We start from the raw sequence: 16,768 nt of genomic DNA, 5'->3' as shown, positions 1-16,768 counted from the left end.
GTCCTTCCGGGTCTCGCTGCCGGCGAGCCGGCCCGACGCCAACGGAGGCGCCGTGAGCGGTCGTCGGCCGTCTCCCTCGTCGAGCGATGAGGTGAGCCATGACCGCGGCAGGTGACGGAGTCGGCCGCCCCACGGTTATATTTGAATTCGGCGTCATGTTCAACCGTGGGCTCTCCGACGCTCGCGGCCTTGACAGCCCGCCTCCGCGACTGAAGGCTACCGACCAGTCGGTATGAAGAGGTGGGTCGTGACCGATGTGAGCATCGTCACCGGTGCGGGCGTGTTCGACGCGACCGTGGCGGGTCCGACCGAGGGCCGCCCGGTGCTGCTTCTGCACGGCTTCCCGCAGACGAGGCTGGTGTGGCGGCGGCAGATCGCGGCACTGGCCGCGCACGGCTGCCGGGTGGCGGCGCCCGACCAGCGTGGATACTCCCCGGGCACCCGCCCGCAGCGACCCGAGGACTATCGCGTCGATCGCCTCGTGGACGACGTGGTCGCGATCACCGAGAGACTGGGCTGGGCGGCGTTCGACCTGGTCGGGCACGACTGGGGAGGAGCGGTGGCCTGGTGGACCGCGCACGCCCACCCCGGCCGCGTGCGCACCCTGACCGTCGTCTCGACCCCTCACCCCGGCGCTCTGGCCACCACGCTGCGCGCCGACCGGGATCAACGCGCACGCTCGCGCTACATGATCGACTGGCGCGAGACACCCGCGACCGAAGAGCGCATGCTCGCCCACGACGCCCAAGTGCTTCGCGCGCTCTACGCCGGAAAGGTCCCCCGGGACAGTACCGAGGCCTATGTACGGCACCTGTCCCGGCCGGGCGCTCTCACCGCGGCGCTGAACTGGTACCGGGCCGGCCGCCCCGACGGCGCGATCGGCGTGATCGACGTGCCCACGCTGTATGTCTGGAGCACGGAGGACAGCGCGTTCGGCCCGGCGGCCGCGCGGGAGACCGGGCAGTGGGTCAAGGGGCCGTACCGGTTCGAGACCCTTCAGGGCGTCAGCCACTGGGTCCCCGAGGAGGCGCCCGAGACGCTGAGCGGCCTGCTGCTCGAGCACCTGCGAACGCACGGTTGGCAGAAACCGCGACGCATGCCCCGTGCGTCGACTCTCCGATCTCCGAAGAGGTGACCCCATGAAGACAGCGCGTGCAGCCTGGCGCCGCCTGGAGCCCGTACACGGCATGATCTACTTCATTCCCGAGGCAAGGCGAAGGTACGCGGAGCTCGGACTCAGCGGACGCGCCGGGTACTTCGCCTCCCGCGGCGCCGCCTTCGGCCGGGCGTCCGCCGAGCTGATCATCTCGACCTTCTACAACTTCAACCCCGATTTCGTATGCCGGGCGGTAGCGGGGGTCTGGGACGCGACTGAGCCGCAGCAGGTGCTGGACGCGCGGTACGCCGCGGCGGGCGAAGGCCTGCGGCGGGCGGGAATCCACGAGCTGCCCCACTTGGAGGAGGTCCTGACGCTGACCCGCCGGGCGGCCGAGGCGGCCTGTGAACACGCGCAGGGCCGCCCGCTGTTCGCCGCGCATGCCGCGCTGCCCTGGCCGGAGGAACCGGTGCTGCAGCTGTGGCACGCCCAGACGGTGCTCCGGGAGTTCCGTGGAGACGGCCATGTCGCGTGCCTGCTGAGTGAGGGCGTCGGAGGCCTGGAGGCACTGATTCTGCACGCCGCCACCGGTGAGGTTCCCGTCGACTTCCTCCGGGCGAGCCGCGCCTGGCCCGAGGACGAGTGGGCCGCCACCCGGGAGCACCTGCGGGAGCGAGGCCTTCTCGACGGCGACTCCCTCAGCGCTCAAGGCGCACTCCTGCGCGGGCACATCGAGGACCGCACCGACCGCCTGGCCCTTCCCGCCTACGCCGCCCTGAGTGACGCCGAGTGCGAGCGTCTCGCCGAACTGGCCCGCCCGTTCGGCCACGCCGTCATCGACGCCGGCCTTCTCAAGATCGGCTGACCGCCGCCCCACGCCACGAGAATGAGCGGCGAGCCGGTCCCCGGGCACTCACCCGTCGACGAAAACCGGCTCCCCGGTCTCCGGAGGGCCGACTGAGCCACGCCGGCACAGTCGGTCCTGGTCCCGGTGTCGGCTGTGCGGCCGCCTTCGATGCCCGCGCGGCCGGGACCGCCGTACCGCCGGAACCCCACCGGTGACGCGCTGGGGAAGTACTGCCGACCAAGGACCACCGGCCGAGCGGTCCGTGGACCTTTCCAGGCCGGCCGCGGCGACGGTGAACCTTCCCGAGCCACGCGCCCGGGACGGCACTCGCTTCTCCCTTCCGTGAGCCGGCATGGTGGCCACACGCATAGCCAAGCCCCGAACTGTGTTGCCCCACCACATGTGCGCCTGACGTGCGTCTTCCTACCGTGTGCCGACACGTACCCGTCCCCACCGCACACGAGGAAGTGGCGCACATGGCATCCCGAGCAGCATCCGCTCCCCCACCCCCCGCCAGCCTCCCCCGTATCGTCGCCGCCAGCCTCATCGGCACCACCATCGAGTGGTACGACTTCTTCCTGTACGGCTCCGCCGCCGCGCTGGTGTTCAACAAGCTCTTCTTCCCGGACTCCGACCCGCTCGTCGGAACACTACTGTCGTTCCTGACGTACGCCGTCGGGTTCGCGGCCCGCCCGCTGGGAGCCCTGGTGTTCGGGCACTACGGTGACCGTCTCGGGCGCAAGAAGCTGCTGGTGCTGAGCCTGCTGATGATGGGCGGCGCCACCTTCGCCATCGGCCTGCTGCCGACGCACGCGACGGTCGGCTCCGCCGCGCCGGTGCTGCTGACCACGCTGCGCCTGGTGCAGGGATTCGCGCTGGGCGGTGAGTGGGGCGGCGCCGTGCTGCTGGTCTCCGAGCACGGGGACGCGCGGCGGCGCGGATTCTGGGCCTCCTGGCCGCAGACCGGGGCGCCGGCCGGGCAGTTGCTCGCCACCGGTGTGCTGTCGCTGCTCACCGCCGTGCTCTCGGACGACGCCTTCGGCACCTGGGGATGGCGCGTACCGTTCCTGCTCTCCGGTGTGCTGGTGATGGTCGGCCTGTGGATCCGCCTCTCCGTGGACGAGTCCCCCGTCTTCAAGGAGGCGCTGGCGCGGGCCGAGACCCGGCGCGCGGAGGAGCCGGAGAAGCTGCCGCTCGTCTCCGTGCTGCGCCACCACTGGAAGGACGTGCTGGTCGCCATGGGCGCCCGCATGGCGGAGAACATCAGCTACTACGTCATCACCGCGTTCATCCTCGTCTACGCCACCACCTCCGCCGGCGTCTCGAAGCAGACCGCGCTGAACGCCGTACTCATCGCCTCCGCCGTGCACTTCGCCGTGATCCCGGCCTGGGGCGCGCTCTCCGACCGGGTCGGACGGCGGCCGGTGTACCTGCTGGGCGCGGCCGGCGTCGGGCTGTGGATGTTCCCGTTCTTCGCGCTCATCGACACCGGTTCGTTCGGGTACCTGCTGCTGGCCGTGACCGTCGGACTGGTGCTGCACGGAGCCATGTACGCGCCCCAGGCGGCGTTCTTCGCCGAGATGTTCGCGACCCGGATGCGGTACTCCGGCGCCTCGATCGGCGCCCAGTTCGCCTCCGTCGCCGCCGGTGCGCCCGCGCCGCTGATCGCCACCGCGCTGCTGTCCGACTACGGCGACTCCACTCCGATCGCCCTGTACGTGATCGCGGCGGCCGTGCTCACCCTGATCGCCGTGGGAGTGGCCAAGGAGACCCGGCACCGGGACCTCGCCGAGGTGGAGGCCGGGGACGGCGAGCCCGCCGACGCGAGCCCGGCGGCCAGGGCCGGCACCGTCTGACCGGCCGTACGAACCGCTCACCGCACCGACCGGCTCCCCTGACGGGGGGCCGGTCAGTGCCGTTCCGGGGTCGCCAGCCGGTGCAGCCGCAGGGCGAGCTGGATCTCCAGGGCGCGGGCCGGCGCCTGCCAGTCCTGGCCCAGCAGGCGGCCCACGCGCTCCAGCCGCTGGGCGACGGTGTTCACGTGCACGTGGAGGGCGTCCTTGGTGCGGGCCGGGCTCATCCCGCAGGCGAAGTAGGCGTCGAGGGTGTGCAGCAGTTCCGTGCCGCGGCGCTCGTCGTAGTCCACGACCGGGCCGATGGTGCGGCCGACGAAACCGCCCACGTCCCGGTCGCCGGCGAGCAGCAGGCCGAGGAAGCCGAAGTCCTCGGCCGCCGCGCCGTCGCCGCCGCGGCCCAGCAGGAGCAGCGCGTCGAGGCAGCGGCGGCCCTCGGCATAGGCGGCGGCCACGGTGTCGTGGTGGACGGTGAGGTCGGTGACCGGGGCGGAGGCGCCGACGGTGACCGGCTGGTGGACGGCCGTACCGAGGTGGCGGGCGGTCCGGCGGGCCAGCTCCGTGGCGCTGTCGCCGGCGGCGAGCGGGAGCAGCAGGACCGTGCCGCCGTCCCGGGCGGCCGCAAGGCCGTGCCGGGTGGCGGCGAGATGGGAGGCCGCGGACCACAGGCGGCGCCGGGCGGCGGCCTCCTCGTCGGCGTCGGCGGCCGGCCCGTCGAGCCGGGCGGCGAGGACGACGTGGGTGGCGTCCAGGTCGGCGTGCAGCCGGGCGGCGCGCTCGCGCAGCAGGCGCGGATCGCGGTCGCGGGCGTCCAGGAGGTCGTCGAGCAGTTCGCCCCGCACCCGGTGCTCGGCCTCGGCGGCGGAGCGGCGGGCCAGCAGGAGCAGCGAGGTGACCATCGCCGCGCGTTCCAGGGTGCGCTGGTCGACCGGGTCGAGGTCCGGGTGGCCGCGCAGCACGAGCGCGCCGAGGAGTTCGCCGCCGGCGACCACCGCGGCGATCCAGTCGCTCTGGTGCCGTACCGCGTGCCCCTCGGTGCGGGACGCCTTCAGGGCCGCGGCCGGCGCCGTGCCTGCCTCGGTGAACTCGACCGTGCCGTCGATGACCTGGGAGACGGCCGCGGCCACGTCGTGGACGCCGCCGCCGCGCAGCACCAGTTCGGCGAGCCGGTCGTGCACCTCGGAGGCGCGCTCGATGACCGCGCTGCGGTCCCGGATGATCTCGTTGGCCCGCTCCAGGCCGGCCAGCGCCGAGCGGGTCTCGGTGAGCAGGTTGGCGGTGTCGATGGCGGCCGCGGCGAGCGCGGCGAAGGAGCCGAGCAGGGCGATCTGCCCGCGTTCGAAGACACGGGCGCGCCGGTCGGCGGCGAACAGGACGCCGATGACGCTGGAGCCGAGCATCAGCGGTACGCCGAGGATGGCGATCAGGCCCTCGTCCTCGACGCCGGCGTCGATGGCGCGGGTGTGCTGGAAGCGGGCGTCCTTGAAGTAGTCGTCGGTGACGTAGGGCCGCGCGGTCTGGGCGACCAGTCCGCCGAGTCCCTCGCCCATGCCGAGGCGCAGTTGCTGGAAGCGGGCGGCCACCGAGCCCTCGGTCACGCGCATGTAGGTGTCGCCGCGTGCCGGGTCGTTGAGGCTGAGGTAGGCGACGTCCGTGCCCAGCAGGGACCGGGCGCGCTGCACGATGGCCTGCAGCACGGCGTCCAGGTCCCGCAGGCCGGCCAGGTCGTGGGCGGTCTCGAACAGCGCCGACAGCTCGGCCTCACGGCGGCGGCGTCCCTCCAGCTCGGAACGGACCCGCAGGGCGAGCAGCTTGGCGCGCTCCAGCGCGGCGATCCGGTCGGCCGGCTGCCCCTCGGCCCGGGCGAGCAGCACCGGCTGCTCGTAGGCCTCCACCGGGGCGTCGCGGGCCAGCAGCTCGAGGTACGGGGCGCCCGCGCCGTCGCCGGACACCCCCGCGGCGCCTTCGGAGGCGGGGGTTGCGGCCGGCTGGACGTGATCGCGAGACATGGTCACAGGATTACGCATCGGCGGTCCGGCCTGCCGGGCCTGTGGAAAACTCCCGGGCCCGGCGGCGCCGGTCCGCTCAGTGGGCCGTCCACCCGCCGTCGAGGACGAGGGAGGTGCCGGTGACGAAGGAGGCCTGAGGACCGCACAGGTAGGCCACGGCGTCGGCCACCTCCTCGGGTTCGATGAGCCGCTGGACGGCGCTGTCCTTCAGCAGGATCTCGGACAGGACGCGTTCCTCGGGGATGCCGTGGGCCTGCGCCTGGTCGGCGATCTGCTTCTCGACCAGCGGGGTGCGGACGTAGGCGGGGTTCACGCAGTTGGAGGTCACGCCGTGCGGGGCGCCCTCCAGCGCGGCCGTCTTGGACAGGCCTTCGAGGCCGTGCTTGGCGGCCACGTAGGCGGACTTGAACGCCGAGGCGCGCAGTCCGTGCACGGAGGACACGTTGACGATCCGCCCCCATCCTTGCGCGTACATGTGCGGGAGGGCGCCGCGGATGAGCCGGAACGGCGCCTCCAGCATCACGGTGAGCACGGTGTGGAAGACGTCGGGCGGGAACTGCTCCAGCGGACGTACCAGCTGCAGTCCGGCGTTGTTGACGAGGACGTCGGTGCCGGCGGCTACCCGCTCGGCGGCGTCGAGGTCGGTGAGGTCCAGGGTGTGGGGTACGACCGTGCCCGCGAGGTCGCCGGCCCGCTGGGCGAGTTCCGCCAGCTCGGCGAGGCCCGCGGCGTCCCGGTCGACGGCTCTCACCTCGGCGCCGGCGGCGGCGAGCCGCAGCGCGCAGGCGCGCCCGATGCCGCTGGCGGCGCCGGTGACGAGGGCGGTGCGGCCGCCGAGGTCGAGGGAGTCATGGGGGGCGGGGGGCTGGGCGGCCGGTGGCGGGCTGGACGTGGTCATGAGCCGACGATAAGTGGGGCCCACCCCTCACCACATGTGGCTGCCACCCACACTTCAGCCCATAGTCATAGGGTCGAACCATGTGGGTGACTCGGACATGGCCTGCTTGATCCGGAAGAGCCCGAACTCGTGCAGGTCCGGCAGCGCGTCCACCGTGAACCAGCCCACCTCGAGCGACTCGTCGTCGTTGACCCGGGCCTCGCCGCCCACCGCACGGCAGCGGAAGGTGATGTCCATGTACTGGCAGACGTCCCCGTTGGGGTAGGTCACCGGCTGCAGTGCCTGGACCAGCACGACCCGCTCGGGGACGCAGTCCACCGCCGTCTCCTCGAACACCTCCCGCACCGCGCAGGCGGCGGGCTGCTCGCCCGGTTCCGGGATGCCCCCGATCACCGACCACTTGCGGGTGTCGGACCGCCGGCCCAGCAGCACTCTGCCCTCGTCGTCGAAGACGATCGCGGTGACCCCGGGAAGCCACAGCAGCTGCTGACCGGCGCTGGCCCGGACGGTGCGGATGAAGTCGGGAGTAGCCATGGACCGACCCTAACGGGCCGGTCCACGGCTCCCTCGCATGTCAGGGGGCGCAGGACCGCCGTACGGTCACGCGCGTCCGGCGCGCCGGGCGCGCGCCCCGGAGCCGGTCGCCCAGCCGAGTCCACCCGCCGCGACCAGCACGAGGGCGATCTCCGGCAGGATGCCGAGCCGGGTCGCGGGCGTCTCGGAGGTGCGCAGCGGCACCTTCTGCACCAGGTAGGCGGGCACGAACATGCCGGTCTTCTGCGTGATCGTGCCGTCCGGCATGATGATCGCGCTGACGCCGCTGGTGACCGGCACGGTCACGGTCCGGCTGTGCTCGACGGCCCGGACGCGGGACATGGCGAGCTGCTGGTAGGTCATCTCGCTGCGGTCGAAGGTGGCGTTGTTGCTCGGCACCGAGATCATCTGCGCGCCGTGCGTGACGGTGTCCCGCACCGCCCAGTCGAAGGCGGCCTCGTAGCACGTGGCGAGGCCGACCTTGGCGCCGCCGAAGTCGAAGACGCCCGGCTCGCTGCCCCGGCTGAAGTCCTGGCGGACCATGCCGGTCCAGTCCTTGTTGATCGCTCCGACCAGGCCGCGCAGCGGAAGGTACTCGCCGAACGGCTGCACCTGGCGCTTGTCGTAGGTCTGGGTCGGTCCCTTGACCGGGTCCCACAGGATCTGCTCGTTGAGCAGCCTGCCGTCCTTCTCCACGACCCCGCCGACCGAGATCGGCACCCCGACGGCCCTGGCCGCCTCGTTGATGACGGCGGCCGCGTCCGGATTGGTGAAGGGGTCGATGTCGGAGGAGTTCTCCGGCCACAGCACGTAGTCCGGCTTCGCGGTCTTGCCCGCCTTGATGTCGGCGGCCAGCTTGAGCGTCTCGCGCGCGTGGTGGTCGAGCACGGCCCGGCGCTGGGCGCTGAACTCCAGACCGGCGCGGGGGACGTTGCCCTGGATGACCGCGACGGTCGCGGTGCCGGCCTGCGCCTCATCGCTGACCAGCGGCCGCGCGGCGACCGCTCCCGCGACCGGCACGGCGACGCTGAGCAGGGCCGCGGCCGCCGCCCCGCGCCGCAGGGTCCGGGTGCGGCGCCGCTCGGCGATCAGGCGCCCGGCCTCGTACAGGCCGAAGCCGCACAGGACGACGGCGAAACCGAGCACCGGAGTGCCGCCCACCGCGGCGAGCGGCAGGAAGACGCCGTCCGCCTGGCCGAACGCGATCTTGCCCCAGGGGAAGCCGCGGAAGGGCACGCGCGCGCGTACCGCCTCGCCGGCGATCCACAGGGCGGCCGCCCACACCGGCCAGGCAGGCAGTCTGGACACCGCGGCCACGCCGACGCCGACCAGGGCCACGAAGACCGCCTCGATGGCCGCGAGAGCGAGCCAGGGGCCGGGGCCGACCTCCACGCCCGTCCACACCAGCAGCGGCAGCAGGAAGCCGAGCCCGAAGAGGTAGCCGAGGCCGAGGGCCGCTTTCCAGCCGCGGCCGCGCAGCACCCAGGCGAAGCCGGCGAAGGCGGGCAGGGCCAGCCACCACAGGGGGCGCGGCGGGAAGCTGACGTAGAGCAGCACGCCGCACAGGGCGGAGGCGGCGGCCGGGACCAGTCGCCGGAGCCGGCTGCCGCGCGCACTCCTCGCGGAGGGCGGCCTGAGCTGGTCGGACTGGTCCACGGAAGTTGCGGTGACGGTCACCCGGGGAGTGTACGGCGGGCGCACTCGATGCCGACAGCGCAGTCCAGGACGTCCCGGCCGCCCCAGGAGTACGGTCGCCGGTCATGCGTTCGCGCGGGACTCGTCCACAAATCGGCGACCAGCCGTTACCGTGTGCCCAGCCTCTGCGGTGCGGCCCGGTCCGGTGCGCTCCGCCGGGGACCGCCACAGGTCGGGGGACCTGGGTACGAGGGGCTACGGGGTGGGGTCGACGGAACTGGGATCCGCGGCCGGCGCGGACGGCGCGGGCTGCCGAGAGGCCGGACGAAACGTTTCCGACGGGGCGGGCATGATCCTCCTGGGGGCGTGCGCCGCCTGGTCGCTGATCACGGCGGCGGCTCACGAGGGACGGCCCGAGGGCGTGCTGCTCGCGGTGCTCGCCCTGGCCGCGGGCCATGCCGCGGGGCGGATCTCCGGGTCACTGCTGCCGGTGGCCGCGCCGGCGGCCGGCGCGGTCGCGGGGGCGGCCCTGCCGCTGGTCATGCCGGACCTCTCCCCCGGCGCCCGGTACGCCGTCCCGCTCGGGCACGCCGGCGCCACGGCCGCGGTGCTGGCCCTCGCCACCGGGGCGGCCTGCTGCGCCGCCTGGTCGGCGCGCCGACCGGCGACCCGGGCCCTGCTGCGGCTGCTGGCCGCCGGCATCGCGCTGACCGGCGCCGTGACGGGCTCGGCCGCCGGCTGCGCCGCCAGCGCGGCCGTGCTGCTGTGCTCGCTCGCGGCGGGCGCGATGCCGTACCGGGGCGCCGGTGTCGCCGGCCTGGCCCTCGCGGCGGCCGTCCCCGTGGCGGCGGTCTGCACGGTCGCGGCGGACGCGCTGCCCGCCGGGCTCACCGACGCGCTGAGCGGCCGGTTCACCGCGAGCCGGCTCGGGCTGTGGCGGGACGCCGCGCGGCTGGCCGGCCGCGACGCCCTGCTCGGCGTCGGCCCGGGCCGCTTCGCCGAGTTCACGGCGGCCGGTCCGCGGGGAGCGGGGCTGCTCGCCTACGGCAGACCGCACTCGGCGCCGCTCCAGCAGGCGGCCGAGCAGGGTCTGATCGGGGTCCTGCTGCTGATCGCCGTGCACGGCTGGATCCTGCACGCCCTGTGGCGCTCCCCGCGCTCCACGCCGGTGGCCCTCACCGCGGGCGCGGCGCTGACCGCGCTCGCCGTGCTCGCCGCAGTGGGCAACGCGCTCAGCTTCGCCACGGTGACGGCGGGCGCGGGACTGCTGGCGGGGTGGGCGACGGCGCGGCCATGGGCGGGGGACGGCGGGGAGCCGTAGGGATGGACGTCCGCGGGTGGCCGTGGCGGGCAATGCGGCCGGGGACGGCAGGAAGCCGTAGTGGATCGACGCGGACCGGGGACGGCACGCGGCGGTAGTGGATCGACGCGGGCCAGGGACGGGCAAGCGGCGGTAGCGGTCGGCGCGGGCCGGGACGGCCGCCGGCCGCGGTTCAGCTGATGGTGCCCGGTGTGATCGCCCGCAGCCGGGCCCTGATGACGCGGACCGCGGACTCCGCGTTGTCCACGGTGATGGTGAAGGTGTGGCCGTCCCAGAGTCTGAGCACGATGCCCTCGCCGCGGCGGACGACGACCGCGGTCCCCTTCTCCGGACGCCAGCGGTAACCCCAGCCGCCCCAGTTGCAGGGGGTGACGAGGGCGGCGAAGTCGGCTCCGGCGACCTCGGACAGCGGGATGCGGCGGCGCGGCACACCGATGTGGCCGCAGCGCACCTCGAGGCAGTCCTTCTCAAGTTTCAGGTCGACGTGCACGAAGGCCAGCGTGCCGAAGAGGACCAGCAGGCCGGCCGCGATGCAGCCGACGACGGACATCGCCAGCGCGGCGACGCCGGAGGTCCAGGCGGATTCCACGGCCAGTTCGATACCGAGGGCCATGCAGGCGGCGCCCACCAGCGCCAGCAGCCACTGGACCCGGTTGGTGGCGCGTCCGGTCCAGACGTCGGGGTGCGAGGCGTCCTCGGTGCGGCGGTGCTCGCTCATGGATACGAGGTTACTCAGGTTTCGGTGCGCGGGTACCCGCTCGCGGAGCGTGACTCCTTCAGGCGGCCCAGGCGCCGGCCGCAGGGATCTCCGAGTCAGCGCCGGTCGGCGAGCGGCCCGGCGGACGGCAGCAGCCGGCCCTCGGCATAGCGCAGCGCGGCCGCGGGCAGCGCGCCCTCGCGACCGCTGAGCAGCACCGTCAGCGTGCCTTCGGCCGGGGCGTCGGGGGCGGCTTGTTCGCCGAGACGGCGCAGGGCCTGGGCGGCGACCGCCCCGGCGGAGCCGTGCAGGGCGAGCGGGGCGGCGCTTCCGTTCCGTACGGCGGCGCGGATGCGGTCCGCCACCAGTTCGTAGTGGGTGCAGCCGAGGACGACGGTGGTGACGTCGTCCGGGGTCAGCGCGGCCGCGGCGGCGACGGCCGCGTCGATGGCCGCCTCGTCCGCGTGCTCCACGGCCTCGGCCAGCCCCCAGCAGGGCACCTCGGCGACCCGGACGCCGTCGGCGAACTGCTCGATGAGACCGCGCTGGTAGGGGCTTCCGGTGGTGGCGGGCGTGGCCCAGATGGCGACCGGGCCGCCCCCGGCGACGGCCGGCTTGATCGCCGGGACCGTGCCGATCACCGGGATGCCGGGCTCCAGCCGGGCGCGCAGGGCGGGCAGCGCGTGCACGGTGGCGGTGTTGCAGCCGATGATCAGGGCGTCCGGCCGGTGGGCCGCGGCGGCCTCGGCGACGGCCAGGGCGCGTGCGGTGAGGTCCTCGGTGGTGCGCGGCCCCCAGGGCATGCCGTCGGGGTCGAGGGAGAGGACGAGGTCCGCGTCGGGCCGCAGGCGCCGTACCGCGGCGGTGGCCGCCAGCAGGCCGATTCCGGAGTCCATGAGCGCGATCTTCACCCGGCCACGATAGACGATGGGCCCCGATCGGCCGGTCGGGTGGGGCAGACTGCGCCCGTGAGCGCCATCGTGTGGATCGCCGTCGCCTCCCTCGCCGCCTGGTGCTGGCTGCTGCTGTGCCAGGGCTTCTTCTGGCGCACGGACGTCCGGCTGCCACCGCGCCGCACTCCCGGTGACTGGCCGCCGGTGTGCGTCGTGGTTCCGGCCCGGGACGAGGCCGAGGTGCTGCCCGCGAGTCTGCCGTCGCTGCTCGCCCAGGACTATCCGGGGCGCGCCGAGGTCGTCCTGGTGGACGACGGGAGCACGGACGGCACCGGGGAGCTGGCGCGCGAGCTGTCCCGCCGGCACGGAGGGCTGCCGCTGACGGTGGCCTCCCCCGGCGAGCCGCCGGCCGGCTGGACGGGCAAGCTGTGGGCGGTGCGGCACGGCGTCGCCCTCGCGCACGCGCGTGACCCCGAGTACCTGCTCCTGACGGACGCCGACATCGCGCACGCGCCGGACAGTCTGCGTGAGCTGGTGGCGGCGGCCCGCACGGGCGGCTTCGACGCGGTGTCGCTGATGGCGCGGCTGCGGGTGGAGAGCCTGTGGGAGCGGCTCGTGGTGCCGGCGTTCGTCTACTTCTTCGCACAGCTCTACCCGTTCCGCCGGATCGGCCGGCGGGGGTCGCGTACGGCGGCGGCGGCCGGCGGCTGCGTGCTGCTGCGCGCCGGCATGGCGCGGCGGGCGGGGATCCCGGACGCCATCCGGCACGCCGTGATCGACGACGTCGCCCTCGCGCGCGCGGTGAAGCGCGCCGGCGGTCATGTCTGGCTCGGGCTGGCCGACCGGGTGGACAGCGTGCGGCCCTATCCGCGGCTGCACGACCTGTGGCGGATGGTCTCGCGCAGCGCCTACGCCCAGTTGCGGCACAGCCCGTCGCTGCTGCTCGGCACGGTCGCCGGGCTCGCCCTGGTGTACCTGGCCCCGCCCGCGGCCGTGGTGGCGGGGACGGCCGGGGGGTCCACGGCCGCGGCGGTGGCGGGCGGGCTGGCGTGGGCGGTGATGGCGGGGACGTACCTGCCGATGCTCCGCTACTACCGGCAGCCGCTGTGGCTCGCGCCGCTGCTGCCGTTCACCGCTCTCCTCTATCTCCTGATGACGGTGGACTCGGCCGTGCAGCACTACCGGGGGCGGGGTGCGGCCTGGAAGGGCCGCACCTACGCGCGTCCGGAGGTGCGGCCCGACGAGGGCTGACCCGGCTCACTTGCGGCCGGGCGTCCAGTTCATGCCCCAGCCGTAGACGCGGTCTATGGTCCGCTGCGGGCTCACTCCGCGGTCGGGCACCAGGTACCGCGCCTCGCGCTGGACGACGAGGTCGCCGCCCGTGCCGGTGATCAGGGCGAGCGCGCAGACCGTGGACGGGACCGTGCACTCGTCCAGCGAGAAGTCGATCGGCGCGCCGTGCTGGGGCTGGAGGGTGACCGTGGCGTGCAGGTCGGCGAAGGAGGCGGCGCCCTCGTAGATGGTGACGAAGACCAGGATGCGCCGGAAGTCCTGTTTGTGGTCGAGGTTGACGGTGAGGTTCTCGCCGCTCGCCACGGCGCCGGTGCGGTCGTCGCCGTCCAGGTGGATGTACGGCGGACGGTCCAGCGATCCGAAGGCGTTGCCGAGGGCCTGTACGACGCCCTTGCGCCCGTCGGCGAGTTCGTACAGGGCGCACAGGTCGAGGTCGACGTCGCCCTGACCGCCACCCCAGCGGCCGAGCCGGCCCGGGAACTGCTTGCGCACCTGCCAGTTGAGGTTGACCCGCAGGGCCCCGGAGGTGCCGCCCTGCTTGGCCAGCGAGACGGACGGGGCGGCCTTGGTGAGGGTGACCTTGGAAAGGCGGACCGGCGCGGCGGCCGCCGGGGGCGGCGGCAGCGGGACCGGCGTGGTGACCGGCGGCGGCAGGGTCACCGGCGGCGTGGCGGGCGGGGGCGGGGGTGCGGCGGGCCGGGAGGGCGGCGGCGCGGCGGGCGACGGGGGCGCGGGCGGCGGCGCGTGCCGCTGCGGTTCGTCGACCGTGATGCCGAAGTCCGTCGCCAGGCCCTCGAGTCCGCTGCTGTACCCCTGGCCGACGGCGCGGAACTTCCAGCCGCCCTGGCGCCGGTAGAACTCGCCGAGCAGGAAGGCGGTCTCGGAGGTCGCGCCGGGGCTGTCGAAGCGGGCGACCACCGCACCGCCGCTCTCCTCGGTCACCTCGACGTAGAGGCCGGGCACCTGCCCGAACGTCCCGCCGTCGGCCGAGGCCGCGAGGACGATCCGGTCGATCCCGCTCTCCACGCGCGCGAGGTCGACGAGGAGGGTGTCGGTGATCCGCTCGCCGGCCGTCCGCTTGCCCTGGTGCCGGACCGCGCCGGAGGCGTGAGCGGGCTGGTTGTAGAAGACGAAGTCCCCGTCGGAGCGGACCTTTCCGGCCGTCAGCAGCAGCGCCGAGGCGTCCGCGTCGGGCACCGCGGGCCCCGGGCGCCAGCCCAATTCGACGCGCAGGGCCGTGGTCGGCACCGGCGCATTCGATCCTTTCGCCATTGTCATGTCCGCCCCCATCACGTGTCGGTGTGCGCCCCGGACGTTCCCGGGCGCCCCGGATGATCGCTACCCGCCCAACCTATTCCCGGGAGCGGCGAACGCACCCGGGCGGCGCGGGCCGGCCGGCGAAGACCGCCGGTCAACCGCCGGTAACCCGCCAGGAACTCGGCCTTTACAGGATCCAAACCCGGATCGGCGTCCTTTTTTGCCGAGTTCGCTCGTATTGGGGATCCCGCGTCACGGCCGACACGGAAAACAACCCTCTTATCGGTCTCCCCAACCAGCACATCGTGGGCTTAACTTATGTGCCATGACCTCCCCCCGCTCCACTTATGGCGGCGGCTACTACTCCGCCTCCTTCCCGGACACCCCGATCTACGACTCGCTCGTGGCCGAGCGGGGCACCCCGCAGATCGCCCCGATCCGGGTCCCCGCCGCGTACGACACCGGCAGCAACCTGCCCGCCCTGCCGTCGGCGCTGCCCGCCCTCCCAGCCGGCCCGTCGTACCAGTCGGCCCCCGCCTACGGGTACCCGCAGATGCCGCAGCCCGCCCCGCTGCAGCAGGCGCCCACGGCGTACATCCCGCAGCAGGCGAGCGCGCCGCGCGGCTACCCAGGCCCGCAGGCGCCGCAGCAGCAGCGCCCGATGGGCGGCGGCACGGGGTACGAGGCGATGCGTCCGGCCGCCCCGCGACCCGCGGCGGCGCCGTACCAGGACCCGTACAACAACCAGCAGTACCGCGGCTACTGACCCGCAGCCCCGGCTGCCGCCGCCACCTGGCACGATGGCCGTATGGGGAACGCACGACTGCGGTCGATCCACGTCCATCCGGTCAAGGCGTTCCGGGGCGTCTCGCCCCGGGAGGCCGTGGTGGAGCCCTGGGGGCTGGCCGGGGACCGACGCTGGACACTGATTGACGACGGGGGAAAGGTCGTCACACAGCGCGAGCAGCCGCGTCTCGCGCTCGCCGCCGCCGAGCCCTTGCCCGGCGGCGGCATCCGTCTGTCGGGGCCCGGACGTGAACCGCTGGAGGTCGCGGTCCCGGAACCGGTCGCCACGGTCCCGGCGAGCGTGTTCGGCACCAAGGTGGCGGCGGTCCCGGCGTCCGGCGCCGCCCACGCGTGGTGTTCGGGTCTTCTGGGCGCCGGGGTCCGTCTGGTCCACATGGACGACCCGGCCTCCCGCCGGCCGCTGGACCCCGATTACGCGCGGCCGGGCGAGACGGTGAGCTTCGCCGACGGCTATCCGCTGCTGGTCACCACCGTCGCCTCCCTCGACGCCCTGAACGAACTGGTGGCACGGGGCGATCACGCGCAGGAGGGCCCGCTGCCGATGAACCGCTTCCGTCCGAGCGTGGTCGTCGAGGGCACCGAGCCGTGGGCGGAGGACGGCTGGTCGGGCCTCTCCATCGGCGAGGTGGACTTCCGGGTCGCCAAGCCCTGCGCGCGCTGCGTGGTGACCACGACCGACCAGGACACCGCCCGGCGCGGCCGCGAACCCCTGCACACCCTGGCCCGGCACCGCAAGGCCGGCGGCCGGCTGCTGTTCGGGCAGAACCTGGTGCCGCTCGCGCCCGGCACCATCCGGGTGGGCGACCCGGTACGGGTGTCGTCGTGACTCCCGGGAACCCCGGCGCGGGGCCCGGTCGTTGGGACACCATGAGCGATGCGTGAACGGTCCGGGCCGGGAGTGGGAGCACTCGCGGCCCGGGCCAGGGGTGGGCGGCTCCTCGGGGGACCACCGAGGAGCGGAAGGGGGTGGGGGGCGTGCGGGCCATCGGGGGACTGTGGCGCTGGCGGGGGAATCCGCTGCGCCGTGCGACCGATCTGACCGAGGCCTGGGTGGCGCTCGTGGCACTGGTGCTGATCGCCGTGGCCGCGCCGGTGACCGGTGCCCTGGTCGGAGTGACGGCTCACGGCTCCCTGCAGCGATCGGCGCGCGAGCAGCAGCGCGAACGCCACCTCGTCACGGCGACCGTGGTGCGAATACTCGGCGGCGCTCCGGTGGAGACCGACCCCGACACCAGCGCCGTGGGGGACGCGCACAGCCGGGTCCTCGCGGAGTGGACGGCGCCCGACGGCCGGCACCGGCGCGGCGCGGCCCTGGCGAAACTCAGATCGCCGGGCGCCGGCGACCGCTTCGCGCTCTGGACGGACCGGCACGGCCGGGTGACGACACGCCCGCTGGACTCCCCCACGGCGACGACGCACGCCGTACTCGCGGGTCTGGGCGCCGCGTTGCTCACCGCGGGCCTGATCGAGTGCGGCCGGCGGCTGGTCGTGTGGCGCATGGTCCGCCGCAGGTACGCGCGTTGGGACCGGGCCTGGGACCGGGCGGGTCCGGACTGGGGCAAGGCGGGCACCGGCAGCTGACGGCCTTCCGCCTCTGGTCATCCCACCACCCGCGCGCACGCTACGGT

Annotated in this window: 15 protein-coding genes; 8 read left to right on the top strand and 7 right to left on the bottom strand. The window is 74.2% G+C overall.

What is annotated here, in order from left to right; translation table 11 throughout:
- Positions 1-247 precede the first annotated feature (247 nt).
- The 3 genes from ACZ7JA_RS19075 to ACZ7JA_RS19065 all read left to right on the top strand — a co-directional run bounded on the left by ACZ7JA_RS19075 (position 248) and on the right by ACZ7JA_RS19065 (position 3,799).
- Positions 248-1,135 (top strand): alpha/beta fold hydrolase, encoded by an 888-nt coding sequence (locus tag ACZ7JA_RS19075; protein ID WP_470809306.1) that lies wholly within the window; start codon positions 248-250, stop codon positions 1,133-1,135.
- A 4-nt stretch (positions 1,136-1,139) separates the two neighbouring features.
- Entirely contained in the window at positions 1,140-1,961 is an 822-nt protein-coding gene (locus ACZ7JA_RS19070) for an SCO6745 family protein (RefSeq protein WP_470809304.1), read from the top strand.
- Positions 1,962-2,419: 458 nt separating this feature from the next.
- On the top strand, positions 2,420-3,799 hold the full coding sequence (locus tag ACZ7JA_RS19065) for an MFS transporter (protein WP_393434886.1): 1,380 nt from the start codon (positions 2,420-2,422) through the stop codon (positions 3,797-3,799).
- Between the two features lie 53 nt (positions 3,800-3,852).
- On the opposite strand, the gene ACZ7JA_RS19060 is transcribed toward ACZ7JA_RS19065, so the two are convergent.
- From ACZ7JA_RS19060 to lnt, 4 genes are all read right to left on the bottom strand, one after another.
- Complete coding sequence (locus ACZ7JA_RS19060) at positions 3,853-5,805, bottom strand: helix-turn-helix domain-containing protein (RefSeq protein ID WP_389297142.1); 1,953 nt, start codon at positions 5,803-5,805, stop codon at positions 3,853-3,855.
- Positions 5,806-5,881: 76 nt separating this feature from the next.
- Positions 5,882-6,703, bottom strand: coding sequence for a 3-hydroxybutyrate dehydrogenase (locus tag ACZ7JA_RS19055; RefSeq protein ID WP_351660574.1), 822 nt, complete (start codon positions 6,701-6,703; stop codon positions 5,882-5,884).
- Between the two features lie 54 nt (positions 6,704-6,757).
- Complete coding sequence (locus ACZ7JA_RS19050; RefSeq protein ID WP_351660571.1) at positions 6,758-7,237, bottom strand: NUDIX hydrolase; 480 nt, start codon at positions 7,235-7,237, stop codon at positions 6,758-6,760.
- Positions 7,238-7,303: 66 nt separating this feature from the next.
- Complete coding sequence (lnt, locus tag ACZ7JA_RS19045) at positions 7,304-8,914, bottom strand: apolipoprotein N-acyltransferase (RefSeq protein WP_470809301.1); 1,611 nt, start codon at positions 8,912-8,914, stop codon at positions 7,304-7,306.
- A 307-nt stretch (positions 8,915-9,221) separates the two neighbouring features.
- On the opposite strand from lnt, the gene ACZ7JA_RS19040 reads away from it, so the two are divergent.
- Positions 9,222-10,193, top strand: coding sequence for an O-antigen ligase family protein (locus ACZ7JA_RS19040; RefSeq protein ID WP_470809299.1), 972 nt, complete (start codon positions 9,222-9,224; stop codon positions 10,191-10,193).
- Between the two features lie 172 nt (positions 10,194-10,365).
- Here the strand turns inward: ACZ7JA_RS19040 and ACZ7JA_RS19035 are convergent, their stop codons facing one another.
- Entirely contained in the window at positions 10,366-10,911 is a 546-nt protein-coding gene (locus ACZ7JA_RS19035) for a hypothetical protein (RefSeq protein ID WP_389449305.1), read from the bottom strand.
- A 95-nt stretch (positions 10,912-11,006) separates the two neighbouring features.
- Positions 11,007-11,801, bottom strand: coding sequence for a glutamate racemase (locus ACZ7JA_RS19030; protein WP_403683968.1), 795 nt, complete (start codon positions 11,799-11,801; stop codon positions 11,007-11,009).
- 39 nt (positions 11,802-11,840) lie between these two features.
- On the opposite strand from ACZ7JA_RS19030, the gene ACZ7JA_RS19025 reads away from it, so the two are divergent.
- Entirely contained in the window at positions 11,841-13,034 is a 1,194-nt protein-coding gene (locus ACZ7JA_RS19025; RefSeq protein WP_389297128.1) for a glycosyltransferase, read from the top strand.
- A 6-nt stretch (positions 13,035-13,040) separates the two neighbouring features.
- On the opposite strand, the gene ACZ7JA_RS19020 is transcribed toward ACZ7JA_RS19025, so the two are convergent.
- Entirely contained in the window at positions 13,041-14,366 is a 1,326-nt protein-coding gene (locus ACZ7JA_RS19020; RefSeq protein WP_470809296.1) for a TerD family protein, read from the bottom strand.
- A gap of 292 nt (positions 14,367-14,658) precedes the next feature.
- Between ACZ7JA_RS19020 and ACZ7JA_RS19015 the strand changes: the two genes are divergently transcribed.
- The 3 genes from ACZ7JA_RS19015 to ACZ7JA_RS19005 all read left to right on the top strand — a co-directional run bounded on the left by ACZ7JA_RS19015 (position 14,659) and on the right by ACZ7JA_RS19005 (position 16,721).
- A complete protein-coding gene (locus ACZ7JA_RS19015; protein ID WP_351660552.1) occupies positions 14,659-15,099 on the top strand; it encodes a DUF6643 family protein in 441 nt (146 codons plus the stop codon).
- 42 nt (positions 15,100-15,141) lie between these two features.
- Positions 15,142-15,966, top strand: coding sequence for an MOSC domain-containing protein (locus tag ACZ7JA_RS19010; protein WP_389449316.1), 825 nt, complete (start codon positions 15,142-15,144; stop codon positions 15,964-15,966).
- A 149-nt stretch (positions 15,967-16,115) separates the two neighbouring features.
- Positions 16,116-16,721: an Rv1733c family protein gene (locus tag ACZ7JA_RS19005; protein ID WP_470809293.1), complete on the top strand. Its 606-nt coding sequence runs from the start codon at positions 16,116-16,118 to the stop codon at positions 16,719-16,721.
- Positions 16,722-16,768 lie beyond the last annotated feature (47 nt).

It is taken from the genome of Streptomyces sp. NPDC038135, from assembly GCF_055601245.1.
The sequence above is the reverse complement of the archived record's forward strand: the minus strand, read 5'-3'. Positions and strand labels throughout refer to the sequence as shown.